Genomic DNA, 15,286 nt, shown 5'->3' with positions numbered 1-15,286 from the left:
GACGTCGCTGATCGGGCGGATCACGACGCCGCCACCTCGGCCACCCGGTCGACGAAGATGCCGGGCGTCACCACCGCCTCGGGGTCCAGGTCGCCGAGCTCGACGAACTCCTCGACCTGCACCACCGTCAGCGTGGCCGCGGTCGCCATGGTGGGGCCGTAGTTGCGGGCGGCCTTGCGGTAGACGAGGTTGCCCCACCGGTCGGCGCGGTGGGCCTTGACCAGCGCGACGTCGCCCGGCAGCGGGTGCTCGAACACGTGCGGGCGGCCGCCGATGGTGCGCACCTCCTTGCCCTCGGCCAGCAGGGTGTCCGCGCCGGTCGGGGTGAAGAACCCGCCCAGCCCGGCCCCGGCGGCGCGCATCCGCTCGCTCAGCGTGCCCTGCGGCACCAGCTCCAGGCCGATCTCGCCGGCCCGCCACAGCTCCTCGAACCAGATCGAGCCCATCGACCGGGGGTAGGAGCAGACGACCGTGCGCACCCGCCGCTCCCGGATCAGCGCCGCGACGTCGCTCTCCCCCGCCCCGGCGTTGTTGGTGACCACCGTCAGGTCGCGGGCGCCCTGGTCGAGCAGGGCGTGCACCAGCTCCACCGGGACGCCGGAGTCACCGAAGCCCCCGATCAGCACCGTGGCGCCGTCGGAGATCCCGGCGACGGCGTCGGCGAGGGTCGCCACCCGCTTGTCGATCACCGCACGCCCATCGCCGGTTCAGTCGCCGAGGACGTCACGGAAGGTCTCCTCGGTCTCGGCGAACAGCTCGCCGAGGCCGTCGGCGCCGATGAACTCCGCCGGCACGTACCGCTCGTCCAGCGCCTCGACGACGCCGGGCTCCTCCGCCGCGGTGCGCAGCGTGTCCTCCAGCGTCTGCACCACCTCCGCCGGCGTGCCGGCCGGGGCGATCACCCCGAAGGTCGTGGTGCTCTGCACCAGCTCGGGGTAGTCGAGCTCGACGAACGTCGGGGCGTCCACGTAGGGCAGCGGCTCGGGGCTGCCGACGGCCAGCACCCGCAGGTCGCCGGAGTCGATCGCCGGCAGGACGTCCTGGGAGAGGTTGGCGAAGCCGGCGGTGACGTTGCCGCCCAGCAGCGCGGTCTGCACCTCCGCGTTGCCGTTGAACGGGACGACGGTCAGCGGGACGTCGTAGAGCGCGGTGATCCGCTGGGTCTCCGCGGCGTGGGTGTTCGTCGCCCCCGGGGTGCCCACGGTGACCGCCTCCGGGTCGGCCCGCGCGGCGTCGAAGAGGTCCTCCAGCGACTCGTACGGCGAGTCGGCCGGGACGATGATCCCCGAGGGCACCTGGGTGACCACGCCGACCGGGGCGAAGTCCTCCCGGGTGTAGCCGACCTCGTTGGACAGGTAGTTGAGCACCGCCGTGGGCAGCGCGGTCATCGACAGCGTGTAGCCGTCGGCGTCGGCGTTGATCAGCTGCTGGTAGGCGGTGGCGCCCGACGCGCCGGGCGCGTTCGTCACGACGACGGACTGACCGAGCTCGTCCTCCATGTGCGCGGCCAGCGCCCGGGCGGCGATGTCGGTCGGCCCGCCGGCGGTGTAGGGCACCAGCAGCTCGATGTCGTCGGTCGGGTAGTCCTCCGGCGCCTCGCCGGACCCGCCCCCGCTGCCGCAGCCGGTCAGCGCGGTACCGGCGAGCAGCAGGACGGCGAGGGCACGGCGCGCGGTCATCGTTCTCCCGGGGTGCTGGTGGGGGGCGTGTCGGTCGTCGAGTCGGCGCCGGGGCTGCCCTCGGCGGTGACCTGCCGGTCGGCGTCCGGCGCCGGCTCGTCGACGTCGGCGGGGTCGACCCGGCCGAAGACGGCCTTGCGGCGCCGGCTGGTGACCGCGCTCACGATGATGATCACGGCCATCAGGGCGAACAGCCCACCGGACAGCGGACGGGTGACGAAGATGTCGAAGCTGCCGCCGGAGAGCAGCATCGACTGCCGGAAGGCGCGCTCGAGGATCGGCCCGAGCACGAAGGCGAGCACCAGCGGGCCGGGCTCGAAGCCGGTCTTCTTCATCAGCCAGCCGATGACGCCGAAGCCCAGCACGATCCACATGTCGAAGACGTTGTTGTTGACCGAGAAGACGCCGGCCATGGTCACCAGCAGGGCGAACGCGGCGAGGATGCCGGCCCGCACCCGGAGCATCTGCACGAAGATGCCGACCATCGGGATGTTCAGCGCCAGCAGCATCAGGTTGCCGATGAACATCGAGGCGATGACGCCCCAGAAGATCTCCGGCTCCTGCTCGATCAGCTGGGGTCCCGGGGTGATGCCCTGCACCAGGAGCGCACCGAAGATCAGCGCCAGCACGACGTTGGCCGGGATGCCCAGGGTGAGCAGCGGGATGAACGCCGAGGTGGAGGAGGCGTTGTTCGCCGTCTCCGGGCCGGCGACCCCCTCGATGGCGCCCTTGCCGAAGCGGCTGGGGTCCTTGGCCCGGCGCTTCTCCATGGCGTAGGAGGCCAGCGAGGAGACGACCCCGCCGCCGCCGGGCAGCACGCCGATCACGAAGCCGAGCAGCGAGCCGCGGCCGATGGCGCCGGCCGAGTCGCGGAAGTCCGTGCGGGTCGGCCAGATGCCCTTGATCTTGGCGGTGACGGCCTGCACCTTCTCGGTCCGCTCCAGGCTGTGCAGGATCTCGCCCACGCCGAACAGGCCCATCGCCACCGCGACGAAGTCCAGGCCGTTGAAGAGCGAGACCTCCCCGAAGGTGAAGCGGGCGGTGCCGGTGATCGGGTCCAGGCCGGCCGTCGAGAGCAGCAGCCCCAGCGCGGCCATCGACAGGCTCTTCAGCGCCGAGCCGGTGCCCAGGTAGGTGACCAGCAGGATGCCCAGGACGGTCAGCGCGACGAACTCCGGCGGCCCGAAGGAGACCGCCAGGTCGGCCAGCGGCGGTGCCAGCAGCACCAGCCCGACCACCGACACGATGCCGCCGATGAAGGAGCCGACGGCGGCGATGCCCAGCGCCGGCCCCGCCCGGCCCTGCTTGGCCATCTGGTAGCCGTCGAAGGTGGTCACCACCGACGCCGCCTCGCCGGGCAGCCTCAGCAGCACCGAGGTGATCGTGCCGCCGTACATCGAGCCGTAGTAGATGCCGGCCAGCAGGATCACCGCCGTCACCGGCTCGACCGAGTAGGTGATCGGCAGCAGCAGGGCGATCGTCGCCGTCGGCCCGAGTCCGGGCAGCACCCCGATCACGGTGCCGATCAGCACGCCGAGGAAGACGTAGAGCAGGTTGGTCGGGTCCAGGGCGACGGAGAACCCCTGGCCGATGCCGCTCCAGGTGCTCACCTCAGCCCCCGACCACGGCGTCGACGAGGCCGTCGGGGAAGGGCACGCCCAGCGCCTCGACGAACAGCAGGTACATGACCGCCGTCCCGCCGGCGGCCAGCAGCAGGGTCAGCCGCCAGGACTCCCCGCCGAAGACCCGCAGCCACAGCAGCAGCATCAGGAAGGCCGCGACGACGAAGCCGAGGGCCTGGAACAGCACGATGAAGACGCCCAGGCTGACCAGTCCGGCGATGATCCGCACGGTGCCCGACGTCCAGGGCTCGTAGTCCTCGGCCGGGTCGACCAGGACCAGGGCGACCGCGGTGCCGGTGAGCAGCAGCGAGACGATGAAGGGCCAGAGGCCGGGCCCCGGGGCGGTCAGCTCGCCCAGTCCCAGCCGGCGGGAACCGGTGACCGCCGCCACCCCGAGGGCGACCAGCAGCACGGGCGCGAGCCGGTGCAGCCGGAGCCACCGGTGCGCCCGGGCCGCCGTCGCCTCCGGCCCGGTCTGGGACGCCGCTGTGGACCCGTGCACCTGCTCACCTCGTCCTCGTCGACGCTGCGTGTGACCCAGGACACTAGGGCTGGCTTTGAGAGTGGTCCAATACGGAATCGCCCACTGATCCAGACGGGGAGGGCATCAATGACCGGAGGCTCGATGGAGCTGCGGCACCTGCGTGCCTTCGCCGCCGTGGCCGAGGAGCTGCACTTCGGCCGGGCCGCCGCCCGGCTGCACACGGCCCAGCCGGCGCTGAGCCAGCAGATCAAGCACCTCGAGGCCGACGTCGGCACGCTGCTGCTGGAGCGCACCACCCGGCAGGTGCGGCTGACCGGGGCCGGCGTCGTCTTCCTGGAGCATGTCCGCCGGGTGCTGACCGAGGTCGACCGCGCGCGGGAGTCGGTGCTGGCCAGCGAGCGGGGCGCCCGCGGGGAGATCCGGGTCGGGGTGACCGGGGCGATCACCTGGCGCCTGCTGCCCCGGATGGCCCGCACCTACCGCCAGCGGTACCCGCTGGTGCGGCTGGACCTGCACCCCGCGGTGTTCAGCGGCACCCAGGTCAGCGCGCTGCTGGACGGGCGGATCGACGTCGGGTTCCTGCGCGCGCCGGTGCCCGACGGGCCGCTGGCCAGCCGGGTGATCCTCAACGAGCCGCTGATGGCCGTGCTGCCGCTGGACCACCCGCTCGCCGCACAGCAGTCGGTTGACCTGGCCGACCTGTCCGGCGACCCGTTCGTCACCTACCCGTCCCGGCAGGGCTCCGCGTTGCGGGACGCCGCCGTGCACGCCTGCTTCTCGGCCGGGTTCACCCCGCGCGTCGTCCAGGAGGCGCCGGACACGCACACCGTGGTCGCCCTGGTCGGCGCCGCGGTCGGGGTGACGCTGATGCCGTCCTCGGCCGAACGGCTCCAGCTGGAGGGCGTGGTCTTCCGGCCGATCGCCGGCGGGGTGGACGTGCGGGTGCCGATCGCGCTGGCCTGGCGGCGGGACGACCCGTCCCCGGTGCTGGCCGGGTTCCTGGACACCGCCGAAGAGGTGCTGCCCAGCCCGTCGGGGTAGGGCGGTGCCGTCCGGACGGTGGACGCCCGGACGGCACCGGCCGGCGGTCAGTCCTGCAGGATCGGGCCGTAGGCCTCGACGATCTCGTCGATCCGGTCGGCGAAGGCGTCCGCACCGATGAACTCGTCGGGCACGTACTGCTCGCCGAGCCGCTCCTGGGTCTCCGGCTGCTCCAGGCAGCTGCCGACCGTGTCCTCCAGGGTCTGCACCACGTCGTCCGGGGTGCCGGCCGGGGCCGCCAGGCCGAACACCGACACGCTGTTGGTCAGCTCCGGGAAGCCCGACTCGGCCAGCGTGGGCACGCCCTCCAGGTAGTCGACCTGCTCGGCCGGGCTCACCGCCAGCGGCACGAACTCGCCGGCCTCGATGTTGGCCAGCACGTCCTGGGAGGCGTTGATGAAGACGGCGTCCACGTTGCCGCCCAGCAGCGCCGTGGTCATCTCGGCATTGCCGGTGAAGGGCACCGCGGTCAGCTGGACGTCGTACTCCTCGGCCATCCGCTGCACCTCCATCGCCTGGGACGTCGTCGCCCCGGGGACGCCGATGTTGATCGTGCCGGGGTCCTCCTCGGCGGCCTGGAAGAACGCCTCGGCGTCGGCGTACTCGGAGTCCTCCCCGACCGCGAGCACCGAGGGGATCTCGGTGACCGCGGCGATCGGGACGTAGTCCTCGTTGGTGTAGCCGACGTCCTGCTGCAGCGGGTTCGTCGCGGTGGCCGGGACGGCGATCAGCGACAGGCTGTAGCCGTCGCTGCCGCCGGCGAGCATCGCCTGCATGCCGATGGACCCGGAGGCACCCTCGCGATTCTCCACCACCACGGTCTGCCCGAACTCCGCGGAGAGGCAGTCGCCGATCGTGCGCGCGGCCAGGTCGGTCGGGCCGCCCGCCGCGTAGGGCACGTACAGGGTGATGTCGTCGGTCGGGTAGTCCGCGGCCGCGGCCGCGTCGTCCCCACCACCCCCGGTCGCGGGCTCGTCCTCGGAGCCGCCGCAGCCGGCCAGGGTGAGTGCGGATGCGGCGAGGAGAGCGGGAAGGGTGAGCCGGCGTCGTTGCATCGGTTGTCCTCCGTCGGGTGGGCGGGCAGTGGTCTGGCTCACTGTGCCCTGCGTCACCGCAGGCCGGGCGGCCGCTCCGTCACGGTCGGGCAACGATCCCGGTGAGATGGTGACCCGCATCACCTCCCAGACGTCCAGGACGACTGGCAGAGTGCCGACATGGCAGCCACGACGCCCCCGGCCCTGCACGTCAAGCCCGGCACCGAGTGGGCCGCGGTGCTCGGCCGCGCCGCCGAGCTCGCCCCCGAGGCCTTCGGCACCGACCGGCTGCACAACCTGGTGGACGGCGCCTGGCGGCCGATCGGCAGCCCCGAGCCGATGGTCACCCCGGTCGACGGCACGAAGCTGATCGGCCTGCCCCGGCTCTCCGCCGGTGAGGCGCAGCACGCCGTCCTGGCCGCCGCGGCCGCCCACCGGGAGTGGGCCCGGACGCCGCTGGCCGAGCGGAAGGCCCGGGTGACCGCCGCGGTCGAGGCGATGGCCGCCGCCCGCGACGAGCTGGCGCTGCTGCTGGCCTGGGAGATCGGCAAGCCGTGGAAGCTGGCCTGCGCCGACGTCGACCGCGCCCTGGACGGCGTCCGCTGGTACCTGGCGGAGATCGACGGCATGCTCACCGGCCGCGAGCCGCTGCCCGGCCCGGTCAGCAACATCGCCAGCTGGAACTACCCGATGTCGGTGCTGGTGCACAGCGAGCTGGTGCAGCTGCTCGCCGGCAACGCGGTGCTGGCCAAGACGCCGTCCCAGGGCGGCGCGGCCTGCCTGACCCTGGCCCACGCGCTGATGGCCCGGGAGGGGCTGCCGGTCACCCTGCTCTCCGGCGGGGGCGCGGAGCTGTCGTCCGTGCTGGTGCGCTCCCCGGAGATCGGTGCGCTGGCCTTCGTCGGCGGCCGGTCCAACGGCGGCAAGGTCGCCGCCGACCTGCTGGACACCGGCAAGCGGCACATGCTCGAGCAGGAGGGGCTCAACGCCTGGGGCATCTGGGAGTTCTCCGACTGGGCCGGGCTCGCCGCGCACCTGAAGAAGGGCTTCGAGTACGGCAAGCAGCGCTGCACCGCCTACCCGCGCTACGTCGTCCAGCGGGAGCTGGTCGACCAGTTCCTGGCCACCTACCTGCCGGTCGTGCAGTCGCTGCGGTTCGGCCACCCGCTGGCCGTCGAGGCCGACGGCGACGACCTCCCGACGCTGGACTTCGGCCCGGTGATCAGCGCGGCCAAGGCGCAGGAGCTGGGCCGCCGGGTGGACGACGCGATGCACCGGGGTGCGGTCCCGCTGTACCGCGGCAGCGTCACCGACGGCCGGTTCATCACCGGGCAGGACACCTCGGCCTACGTCGCCCCGGCCGCGCTGCTCTCCCCCGCCGGGGCCAGCGCGCTGATGCACGCCGAGCCGTTCGGGCCGATCGACACGATCGTCGTGGTCGACTCCGAGGCCGAGCTGCTGGCCCAGATGAACGCCTCCAACGGCGCGCTGGTCGCCAGCCTCGCCTGCGACGACGAGGACAAGGCCCGCCGGCTGGCCCGGGAGGTGCAGGCGTTCAAGGTCGGCATCAACAAGCCGCGCTCCCGCGGGGACCGGGCCGAGCCGTTCGGCGGCCGCGGCGCGTCCTGGCTGGGCTGCTTCGTCGGCGGGGAGCTGCTGGTCCAGGCGGTCACCCAGGGCCCGGACAACGAGCTGCTGTACGGCAACTTCCCGGAGCACTCGCGGTACCCCGCCGCGATCTGACCGCCGCGCTCAGGCGCTCTGCCGGACCACCAGCGCGGAGCCGAACAGCGTCACCGGCGTCCGGTCGCGGTCGAGCAGGCTGCCGGCGGCGCGGGCGGCGATCTGCTCGACCGGGTGGGTCGAGGTGGTCAGGGGCGGACCGGTGACGGCGGCCAGCGGCAGGTCGTCGAAACCGGTCACCGCGACGTCCTCCGGGACACGGCGGCCCAGCGCCCGCAGCGCCTGGATCGCGCCCAGCGCGGTCTCGTCGGAGATCGCGTACAGGGCGTCGGTGTCCGGCCAGCGGCGCAGCGCCTCGACGGCGCCGAGCCGGCCGCTCTCGGCGGTGAAGTCCGCGGCCAGCACCCGCTCCGGCAGGCCGGCGGCGCGGACGGCGGCCCGGTGCGCGGCCACCGGGCGCTCGGCGCAGGGCAGCCACGGCGGCCCGGCCAGCATCGCGATCCGCCGGCGTCCCGAGGAGAGCAGGTGCGCGGTGAGCGCCGTCGCGGCCGCCGCGGTGTCCACGTCGACCAGGGGGACGGCGGGGGAGCCCGCGCCGATCGAGACCACCCGCCCGGACAGCCGGGGCGGCAGCGCGGCCAGCACCCGGTGGGTGGTGTTGACCAGCACCACCCCGGCGACCGAGCGGTCCCGGGCCAGCGCCTCGAGCGTGGGCTCCGGTGACCCCAGCGGCAGCCACTGCAGCGCCACCCCGAGCCCGTCGCCGGCGCACCGCTGGGCGGCCGAGCCGACCACCCGGGAGACGTAGGGGCAGTCGACGAGGTCGGTGGGGGAGGCGCTGGTCACCGCGACGACCAGCCGGGTGCCCCCGCCGTGCACCAGCGCCCGGGCGACCGGGTCGGCGGTGTAGCCCAGCCGCTCGGCGGCGGCGCGTACCCGCTGTGCGGCGTCGGCGGAGGAGGGCCCCGACCCGGTGAGCACCCGGGACACCGTGGCCCGGGAGACCCCGGCGGCGCGGGCGACGTGCTCGATGGTCACCGCGGGCCGGTGCTCCTGGCGCATGTCACCAGCCTGGCACCGGCGGGGCGGTCCCGGGAGGCCCAGCGCGCTGGAACCGCTCTCAGGTCGGTCTGAGAAGGTCGACCCCATGACCTCACCGGAACCGCGGGCCCCCCGCGAGCGGCAGATCGGCCTCTTCCTGCTGGGCATCGCCGTCGTCCTGCTGGTCTCCTCGGTCACCTGGTTCGGCAGCGACCGCGGCGGGATCGGCATCGCCCAGGTGGCGGTCGGCCTGGTGGTGGCGGTGGCGGGCGGCCTCCTCGTGCGTCGGGCGCAGCCGCGCTGACCGCCTGATCGGGACCACCTGGCGATCTCGGGACCGACCCGGCAGTGTGACCGCTGACACATCCAGGAGTGGAGGCGGCCGTGCAGATCAGCAGGGAGCAGTTGGTCCAGGTGCTGCGCACCGAGGGCGACAACGACACCGCGGACCGGGTGGAGGCGGGGCTGCCGGAGCAGATCGACACCGACCGGGACGCCGACGCGCTCACCGCGGCGGGGCTGGACCGCACCCAGCTGATGGCGAAGCTGGCCGGCGGGGCGTTCGGGGGCACGCTGGCCCCGTGACTGGTGCCGCCGACCGGGTCGGCGGCACCAGCGGCCCCCTCGCAGGGGCCCGCCGCGAGCGTGCGAGCGGTGGGGGGCGAGGGTGTCCTTCCTCAGCCGGCGAAGGGGCGCTCGCGGGCGAGCTCCTCCTTGGCGACGCCGCGGACGTGCACCGCGTCCGGGCCGTCGACGATCCGCAGCGTGCGCGCGCTGGCGTAGAAGCGGGCGAGCACGGTGTCGCCGCTGACCCCGGCGCCGCCGTGCAGCTGGATGGCCCGGTCGATGACGTCGAGGGCCACCCGGGGTGCGGCGACCTTGATCGCGGAGATCTCGGTGCGCGCGCCCTTGGCGCCGAACCGGTCGATCAGGTCGGCGGTCTGCAGCACGTAGAGCCGGGCCTGGTCGATCTCGATCCGGGACATCGCGATCGACTCCCGCACGGTGCCCTGCTCGGCCAGCGGCCGGCCGAACGCCACCCGGCTCTTGGCCCGCTCCACCATCAGCGCCAGCGCCCGCTCGGCCATGCCGATCGCTCGCATGCAGTGGTGGATGCGGCCCGGTCCCAGCCGGGCCTGGGCGATCATGAAGCCGTCGCCCTCGCCGGAGAGGATGTTGGTCACCGGCACCCGGACGTCGGTGAAGCGCAGCTCCGAGTGGCCGTGCTGATCCTGGTAGCCGAACACCGGCAGGTGCCGGACGATCTCCAGGCCCGGGGTGTCGCGGGGCACGAGCACCATCGACTGCTGGCGGTGCGGCGGGCCGTCCGGGTCGGTCTTGCCCATCAGGATGAAGATCTCGCAGCGCTCGTCGGCGGCACCGCTGGTCCACCACTTGCGGCCGTTGATGACGTACTCGTCGCCGTCCCGGACGATCGAGGTCTGGATGTTGCGGGCGTCGGAGCTGGCGACGTCGGGCTCGGTCATCGCGAAGCCGGACCGGATCTCCCCCTCCAGCAGCGGGGTGAGCCAGCGGGTCTTCTGCGCTGGCGTGCCGAAGAGCATCAGGGTCTCCATGTTCCCGGTGTCCGGGGCGCCGCAGTTGGTCGCCTCCGGCGCGATCACCGGCGACCAGCCCATGATCTCGGCGATCGAGGCGTACTCGAGGTTGGTCATCCCTCCGAGCTCGTGGTGGAAGAGGTTCCACAGGCCGCGCCGGCGCGCCTCGGCCTTGAGCTCCTCCAGGATCGGCGGGTGCGCGTGGTCGTCGTGGCCGCGCGCGGCGCGCCACTCGTCGTAGCCGGGCTCAGCGGGGAAGACGTGCTCCCGCATGAAGTCCCACATCCGGCCACTGACGTCCTCGGCCTTGGCGGAGAGGGTGAAGTCCATGGCCGGACGTTAGCGCCGGACGTGACGTAGGACGCACCGGGGGCCGCACGCGCGACCGCCCGGACACCGGTGACGGTGTCCGGGCGGTCGCGGTGGAGCTGCTGCCGGGCGCTGGTGGGCTCAGCGGCGCAGGGACTGGTCCGGTCCGCGCGCGGTGTCCACGGTCTTCACCGGGCCGAGCGCGATGACCAGGCCGATCACCGCGGTCACGATGTGCAGCACGTTGTCCGCGGTGTTGATGTTGAGGAAGTCCCAGTCCTCGCCCTGGGCGATCAGCCCGTAGACGAAGGCCGCGCCGTAACCGACGGCGAGCAGCCAGCCGTAGGCCCGGGCACCACCGAGGGTGCTGGCCAGGGCGATGCCGGCCAGCCCGATGACGATGTGCACCACGTTGTGCATCGGGTTGATCATGAAGCCGAGCAGGGTGTCGTCCGACATCCCGAAGAAGTCGTCGAAGCCGGTGATGAAGAACCCGATGACCCCGATGGCGAGGTAGACGACGCCGAAGGCGAGCGACAGCCACTGGGGCCAGGTACGACCCCGGCTGCCGGCGCCGGGCAGGTCTGCGTTGGACATGGTGGTCCTCCCGTTCCGTGCGGGCCCGCCAGGTCTCAGCAGGCCGCTCAGGGAGTTCCCAGGCAGGCGGTGCGAAAACGACCGCCACCCGAACGGGTGACGGTCGTCATCAACTCGCAACCTCAGGCCGGGCGGGGGGTCGCCTTCGGCCGGCGGACGACGAACGGGCCGATCGCCAGCAGGTCGACCGGCGCCGAGCCGAAGCACTCCAGCGCGTCGCGGGGGTCGTCGACCATCGGCCGGCCGGCGGTGTTCAGGCTGGTGTTCACCACGACCGGCAGCCCGGTGCGCCGCTCGAACGCCGAGATCATCCGGTGCACCAGCGGGGAGACCTCCGGGTCGATGGTCTGGATCCGCGCCGTCCCGTCGACGTGGGTGACCGTGGGGATCCGGTCGCGCCACTCCTGCGCCACGTCGTGCACGAAGAGCATGTACGGCGAGGGGATCGGGCCGCGGCTGAAGATCTCCGGGGCCTTCTCCAGCAGCACCATCGGGGCCACCGGGCGGAACTGCTCGCGGCCCTTGACGTCGTTCATCCGCTCGAGGTTGGCCTCGAAGCCGGGGTGGGCCATCAGCGAGCGGTGGCCGAGCGCGCGCGGGCCGTACTCGCTGCGGCCCTGGAACCAGGCGACGATGCCGTTGTCGGCCAGCACCTCGGCGACCGCCTCGGCGACGTCGTCCGGGCGCTCGTAGTCGATCGCCGCGGTGACCAGCACCTGCTCGATCTCGTCGTCGCTCCAGCCCCGGCCGAGCGCCGCGCCGGGCATCGGCTGGGTCTCCTCGCCGAGCTCGCGGGCCACGTGCAGGGCGGCGCCCAGCGCCGTCCCGGCGTCGCCGGCGGCCGGCTGCACCCAGACCTGGTCGAACGGGCTCTCGGCCAGGATGCGGGTGTTGGCCACGCAGTTGAGCGCGGTGCCGCCGGCCAGGGTGAGGGTCTTCTCGCCGGTCTGCTCGTGCACCCAGCGGGCCAGGTCGACCAGCACCTCCTCCAGGCGCTGCTGGACGCTGGCGGCCAGGTCGGCGTGGTCGGAGGTCCAGGCGTCGCCCTTGCCCAGCCGCGGGGCGAACTCGGTGTAGTCGATCTGCTCGGTGCGGAAGCCGCCGTCGTCGGTGGCCCGGATCAGCTCGGTCAGGTCGCCGACGAACCGCGGCTTGCCGTAGCTGGCCATCGCCATGACCTTGAACTCGTCGGAGCTGCGCAGGAAGCCCAGGTGGTCGGTGAGGTCCTCGTACATCAGCCCGAGGGAGTGCGGCAGCGCCTGGCCGGCGAGCACCTCCAGCTGCCCGTCGACGTAGCGGCCGGCCAGGTGGCTGTGCGCCTCGCCGCGGCCGTCGAGCACCAGCACCGCGTTGTCCCGCTGTCCCGCGCCCCCGGGCGCGGCGAGGCCGGCCGAGGCCGCGTGCGCGACGTGGTGCTGGACGAAGCGGACCTTGGCCGGGTCGAGCCCGGGCAGGGCGTGGGCCAGGAAGTCCGGGGCCATCTCGGCGTACTTCTTGCGCATCACGTCGCCGTCGTCGAACAGCCCGGACTCCTCCGGGGTGCCCATCAGCGCCGGGTCGAAGGAGTAGGCGACCGCGTCCAGCTCCTCGGGCCGGATGCCGGCCTGCCGCAGGCACCAGGCCGCGGCCAGCTCGGGCAGCTCCCAGGCGCTCCAGGGCAGGGGCCGCTTGCCGTGCTTGCGCCGGCTGAAGCGCTCCTCCTCCGCCGCGGCCACGACCTCGCCGTCGACGACCAGCGCCGCCGCCGGGTCGTGGTAGATCGCGTTGATGCCCAGGACCTTCACGTGCGCACTCCTCCCGGCCGGGCTCCCAGCGGCCCGGTCCACGGTCGATGATCAGGTGCAGCGCGTGGCAGCGCACGGCGAGCGGCCGGGATCACCCGTCCGCGCGACCGGCCCCGGCTCAGGCGGGCTGCAACAGACCGGCCTGCGGGCCGGGGACCAGCGTCGCGACGAGCTCCTCGGCCGGCACCGGCCGGGAGTGCAGGTACCCCTGCGACTCGTCGCAGCCGAGCGCGCGCAGCCGGGTGAGGGTGGCCTGCTGCTCCACGCCCTCGGCGACGACCCGCAGGCCCAGCCGGTGGGCCAGCTCGATCGTGCTGGCCACGATCGCCTCGGTGCGGGCGTCGGTGAGCAGGTCGGCGGTGAACGACCGGTCGAGCTTGAGCTCGCTGACCGGCAGCTCCCGCAGGTAGCTCAGCGACGCGTACCCGGTGCCGAAGTCGTCGATGCTGACCGCCACACCCAGGTCGGCCAGCGCAGTGAGCACGGCGAGGCTCGCGTCCGAGTCGCTCATCAGCACCGTCTCGGTCACCTCGAGCACAAGCGCTCCGGCGGGCAGCCCGTGGGTGGCCAGCAGGCCGGCGACCCGTCGCGGCAGCGACGCGTCGAGCAGGTTGCTGACCGAGAGGTTGACCGAGGTGCGCAGCGCCAGCCCGTCCCGGTGCCAGGCGGCGGCCTGGGCGACGGCCTGGGCGAGCACGGCCTCGGTCAGCTGGCCCATCAGGCCGTGCACCTCGGCCAGCGGCAGGAAGTCCGCCGGCGGCAGCAGTCCCCGGGTCGGGTGCTGCCAGCGCACCAGGGACTCCACGCCCACGGTGCGGCCGGTGGCCACCGACACCTGGGGCTGGTGGTGCAGCACCAGCTCGCCCCGGGCGATCCCGGTGCGCAGCTCCTCCACCAGGGTCAGCCGGCCGCTGGTGTCGACGTGCCGGGCCGGGTCCCAGGCCAGTGCGGTGGAGCCGGCCCTCTTCGCGTCGTACAGCGCGGCGTCGGCCCGCCGGAGGAGCCGGGTCGCGCAGGCGCCCGGGTCGTGCTCGTCGCACTCGTGGGTGCTCAGCCCGATGCTGGGGCCGCTGTGCAGCACGAGCCCGGCGACCTCGAAGGGCGCGGCGAACTGGTCGAGCAGCTCGCTGCCCAGGCGGGCGGCCGGGTCGTCGGTGCGCAGCGACCCGGTGACCGGCGCGACCACGGCGAACTCGTCCCCGCCCAGCCGGCCGACCACGGTGCCCGGGCCCGCGGACGCCTCCAGCCGGCGCGCGATCATCCGGAGCAGGTCGTCCCCGGCCGCGTGCCCGAGGCCGTCGTTGACCTCCTTGAACTTGTCCAGGTCGACCAGGCCGAGCACGAAGGGCGTCCCGGCCGTGCAGAGCCGCTCGACGGTGCGCAGCACCGCCCGCCGGTTGGGCAGGGCGGTCAGGTCGTCGGTCAGCGCCTCGCGCCGGCTCACCGCCAGCTCGGCGAGGTCACGGACGTTGACCAGCAGCCGCAGGCTCGACCCGATCGCGGCCAGGCCCGCGCAGCCGGCGGACGCCCAGGACGGCGCGGTGGTGGCTGCGACGACGAGGGTCAGCGTGGCGATGGTGATGACGACGAAGGCCCCGACCGTGGAGTCGACCGGGTCGGCCGGCTGCGGGGTGGACCGGCGCGGCGCCAGTGCCGCGGCGACCGCGAGCAGGCCCAGCGCGGCGCAGCCCAGCGCGACGGCGGTGCCCGGCGACCGGTCGGCGGTGACCAGGCCGACCAGCGCGGCGGAGAAGAGGCAGGTGAGCGCCGCGGCGACCAGCCAGATCCGGGTGTCGGTGCGCAGCTCGGCGATCACCGTCATTACCCAGGTGGTGCCGAGGTACACGATCGTCGCCCCGGCCGCCCCCAGCAGCGGCTGCAGCCGCCAGTCGGGCAGCGCGGCCAGCGGCCCGTCGAGGTGGTCGACGACCACGTTGCCGATGGCCACGACGACCAGGACGGCGGAGACGCCGTTGAGCACGTCGTTCGGGTCGGCCAGGCTGGTGGAGAACCGGTTCCACCGCAGCAGCCCGCCGTACACCGCGGGGAACGTCGCGACGACCGCCAGTGCGATCGGCAGCCCGCCGATCGCCGGTGCCCCCGGGACCGCCGACCAGACGACCGTGGCCGCCACGCCGGTGCCGAGCACCAGGCCGGAGAGCGTCAGCCGGCCCCACACCTCGCGCTCGGGCATCCCCGCACCGGTGCGCGAGCGGACCAGCCGGCCGGCCGCGGCCACCAGCAGCACGGCCACCAGGACGCCGGGGAGGTCCGCCGACCGGCCGGCCGCGACGGTCGCGGTCAGCGCCAGCGCGGCCACCAGCAGAGCGGGGGCCGCGGTGCGGGCGGCACCGGGCAGCCAGCGGACGGCGACGGCGGAGGTCATACGGCCACCCTGCCCGGCGAGATGGTTGACCGCACGCAACGTAGTTGGTTGCTCACCCAAACGGAGT

General features: G+C 73.8%; 14 protein-coding genes. 4 read left to right on the top strand and 10 right to left on the bottom strand.

The window, feature by feature from the left end; genetic code table 11:
- Positions 1-20 precede the first annotated feature (20 nt).
- From Q1A09_RS08170 to Q1A09_RS08155, 4 genes are read right to left on the bottom strand one after another with little or no spacing between them, the layout of a single operon-like run.
- Positions 21-689 (bottom strand): 3-oxoacid CoA-transferase subunit A, encoded by a 669-nt coding sequence (locus Q1A09_RS08170; RefSeq protein WP_299953438.1) that lies wholly within the window; start codon positions 687-689, stop codon positions 21-23.
- Positions 690-707: 18 nt separating this feature from the next.
- Positions 708-1,679: a tripartite tricarboxylate transporter substrate binding protein gene (locus Q1A09_RS08165; RefSeq protein ID WP_299953436.1), complete on the bottom strand. Its 972-nt coding sequence runs from the start codon at positions 1,677-1,679 to the stop codon at positions 708-710.
- Positions 1,676-3,289 carry a tripartite tricarboxylate transporter permease gene (locus tag Q1A09_RS08160; protein ID WP_299953434.1) on the bottom strand — a complete coding sequence of 538 codons (1,614 nt, stop codon included), beginning with the start codon at positions 3,287-3,289 and terminating at the stop codon, positions 1,676-1,678. Before Q1A09_RS08160 ends, Q1A09_RS08165 begins: the two co-directional genes overlap by 4 nt.
- 1 nt (position 3,290) lies before the next feature.
- Entirely contained in the window at positions 3,291-3,803 is a 513-nt protein-coding gene (locus Q1A09_RS08155) for a tripartite tricarboxylate transporter TctB family protein (RefSeq protein WP_299953433.1), read from the bottom strand.
- Positions 3,804-3,911: 108 nt separating this feature from the next.
- Here Q1A09_RS08155 and Q1A09_RS08150 point away from each other — a divergent pair, with 108 nt between their 5' ends.
- Entirely contained in the window at positions 3,912-4,826 is a 915-nt protein-coding gene (locus tag Q1A09_RS08150; protein ID WP_299953431.1) for a LysR family transcriptional regulator, read from the top strand.
- A gap of 47 nt (positions 4,827-4,873) precedes the next feature.
- Here the strand turns inward: Q1A09_RS08150 and Q1A09_RS08145 are convergent, their stop codons facing one another.
- Positions 4,874-5,881 carry a tripartite tricarboxylate transporter substrate binding protein gene (locus tag Q1A09_RS08145; protein ID WP_299953429.1) on the bottom strand — a complete coding sequence of 336 codons (1,008 nt, stop codon included), beginning with the start codon at positions 5,879-5,881 and terminating at the stop codon, positions 4,874-4,876.
- Between the two features lie 159 nt (positions 5,882-6,040).
- Here Q1A09_RS08145 and Q1A09_RS08140 point away from each other — a divergent pair, with 159 nt between their 5' ends.
- Positions 6,041-7,603 (top strand): aldehyde dehydrogenase family protein, encoded by a 1,563-nt coding sequence (locus Q1A09_RS08140; protein ID WP_299953427.1) that lies wholly within the window; start codon positions 6,041-6,043, stop codon positions 7,601-7,603.
- A gap of 9 nt (positions 7,604-7,612) precedes the next feature.
- On the opposite strand, the gene Q1A09_RS08135 is transcribed toward Q1A09_RS08140, so the two are convergent.
- Complete coding sequence (locus tag Q1A09_RS08135; RefSeq protein ID WP_299953425.1) at positions 7,613-8,605, bottom strand: LacI family DNA-binding transcriptional regulator; 993 nt, start codon at positions 8,603-8,605, stop codon at positions 7,613-7,615.
- 85 nt (positions 8,606-8,690) lie between these two features.
- Between Q1A09_RS08135 and Q1A09_RS08130 the strand changes: the two genes are divergently transcribed.
- Positions 8,691-8,888 carry a hypothetical protein gene (locus Q1A09_RS08130; protein WP_299953423.1) on the top strand — a complete coding sequence of 66 codons (198 nt, stop codon included), beginning with the start codon at positions 8,691-8,693 and terminating at the stop codon, positions 8,886-8,888.
- Between the two features lie 80 nt (positions 8,889-8,968).
- Positions 8,969-9,169: a hypothetical protein gene (locus Q1A09_RS08125; RefSeq protein WP_299953421.1), complete on the top strand. Its 201-nt coding sequence runs from the start codon at positions 8,969-8,971 to the stop codon at positions 9,167-9,169.
- Positions 9,170-9,261: 92 nt separating this feature from the next.
- On the opposite strand, the gene Q1A09_RS08120 is transcribed toward Q1A09_RS08125, so the two are convergent.
- The 4 genes from Q1A09_RS08120 to Q1A09_RS08105 form a co-directional block, all read right to left on the bottom strand.
- Positions 9,262-10,473, bottom strand: a complete 1,212-nt coding sequence (locus Q1A09_RS08120; RefSeq protein WP_299953419.1) for an acyl-CoA dehydrogenase family protein — start codon at positions 10,471-10,473, stop codon at positions 9,262-9,264.
- A 120-nt stretch (positions 10,474-10,593) separates the two neighbouring features.
- The gene (locus tag Q1A09_RS08115; RefSeq protein WP_299953417.1) at positions 10,594-11,049 is read right to left on the bottom strand and encodes a DUF4383 domain-containing protein; all 456 of its coding nucleotides are present in this window, start codon (positions 11,047-11,049) and stop codon (positions 10,594-10,596) included.
- 122 nt (positions 11,050-11,171) lie between these two features.
- The gene (locus Q1A09_RS08110) at positions 11,172-12,833 is read right to left on the bottom strand and encodes a carbamoyltransferase C-terminal domain-containing protein (RefSeq protein ID WP_299953415.1); all 1,662 of its coding nucleotides are present in this window, start codon (positions 12,831-12,833) and stop codon (positions 11,172-11,174) included.
- 118 nt (positions 12,834-12,951) lie between these two features.
- Entirely contained in the window at positions 12,952-15,219 is a 2,268-nt protein-coding gene (locus Q1A09_RS08105; RefSeq protein ID WP_299953413.1) for a bifunctional diguanylate cyclase/phosphodiesterase, read from the bottom strand.
- Positions 15,220-15,286: the final 67 nt, after the last annotated feature.

It is taken from the genome of uncultured Modestobacter sp. (assembly GCF_947486615.1).
Lineage (GTDB): Bacteria > Actinomycetota > Actinomycetes > Mycobacteriales > Geodermatophilaceae > Modestobacter.
This window is presented reverse-complemented; position numbering and strand designations above follow the sequence as displayed.

Bases quoted from the DNA above. Each gene is read 5' to 3' on its own strand.
- Q1A09_RS08165 (WP_299953436.1), bottom strand. From the start codon at position 1,679: ATGACCGCGCGCCGTGCCCTCGCCGTCCTGCTGCTCGCCGGTACCGCG.
- Q1A09_RS08150 (WP_299953431.1), top strand. From the start codon at position 3,912: ATGACCGGAGGCTCGATGGAGCTGCGGCACCTGCGTGCCTTCGCCGCC.
- Q1A09_RS08145 (WP_299953429.1), bottom strand. From the start codon at position 5,881: ATGCAACGACGCCGGCTCACCCTTCCCGCTCTCCTCGCCGCATCCGCA.
- Q1A09_RS08140 (WP_299953427.1), top strand. From the start codon at position 6,041: ATGGCAGCCACGACGCCCCCGGCCCTGCACGTCAAGCCCGGCACCGAG.
- Q1A09_RS08135 (WP_299953425.1), bottom strand. From the start codon at position 8,605: ATGCGCCAGGAGCACCGGCCCGCGGTGACCATCGAGCACGTCGCCCGC.
- Q1A09_RS08130 (WP_299953423.1), top strand. From the start codon at position 8,691: ATGACCTCACCGGAACCGCGGGCCCCCCGCGAGCGGCAGATCGGCCTC.
- Q1A09_RS08120 (WP_299953419.1), bottom strand. From the start codon at position 10,473: ATGGACTTCACCCTCTCCGCCAAGGCCGAGGACGTCAGTGGCCGGATG.
- Q1A09_RS08115 (WP_299953417.1), bottom strand. From the start codon at position 11,049: ATGTCCAACGCAGACCTGCCCGGCGCCGGCAGCCGGGGTCGTACCTGG.
- Q1A09_RS08105 (WP_299953413.1), bottom strand. From the start codon at position 15,219: ATGACCTCCGCCGTCGCCGTCCGCTGGCTGCCCGGTGCCGCCCGCACC.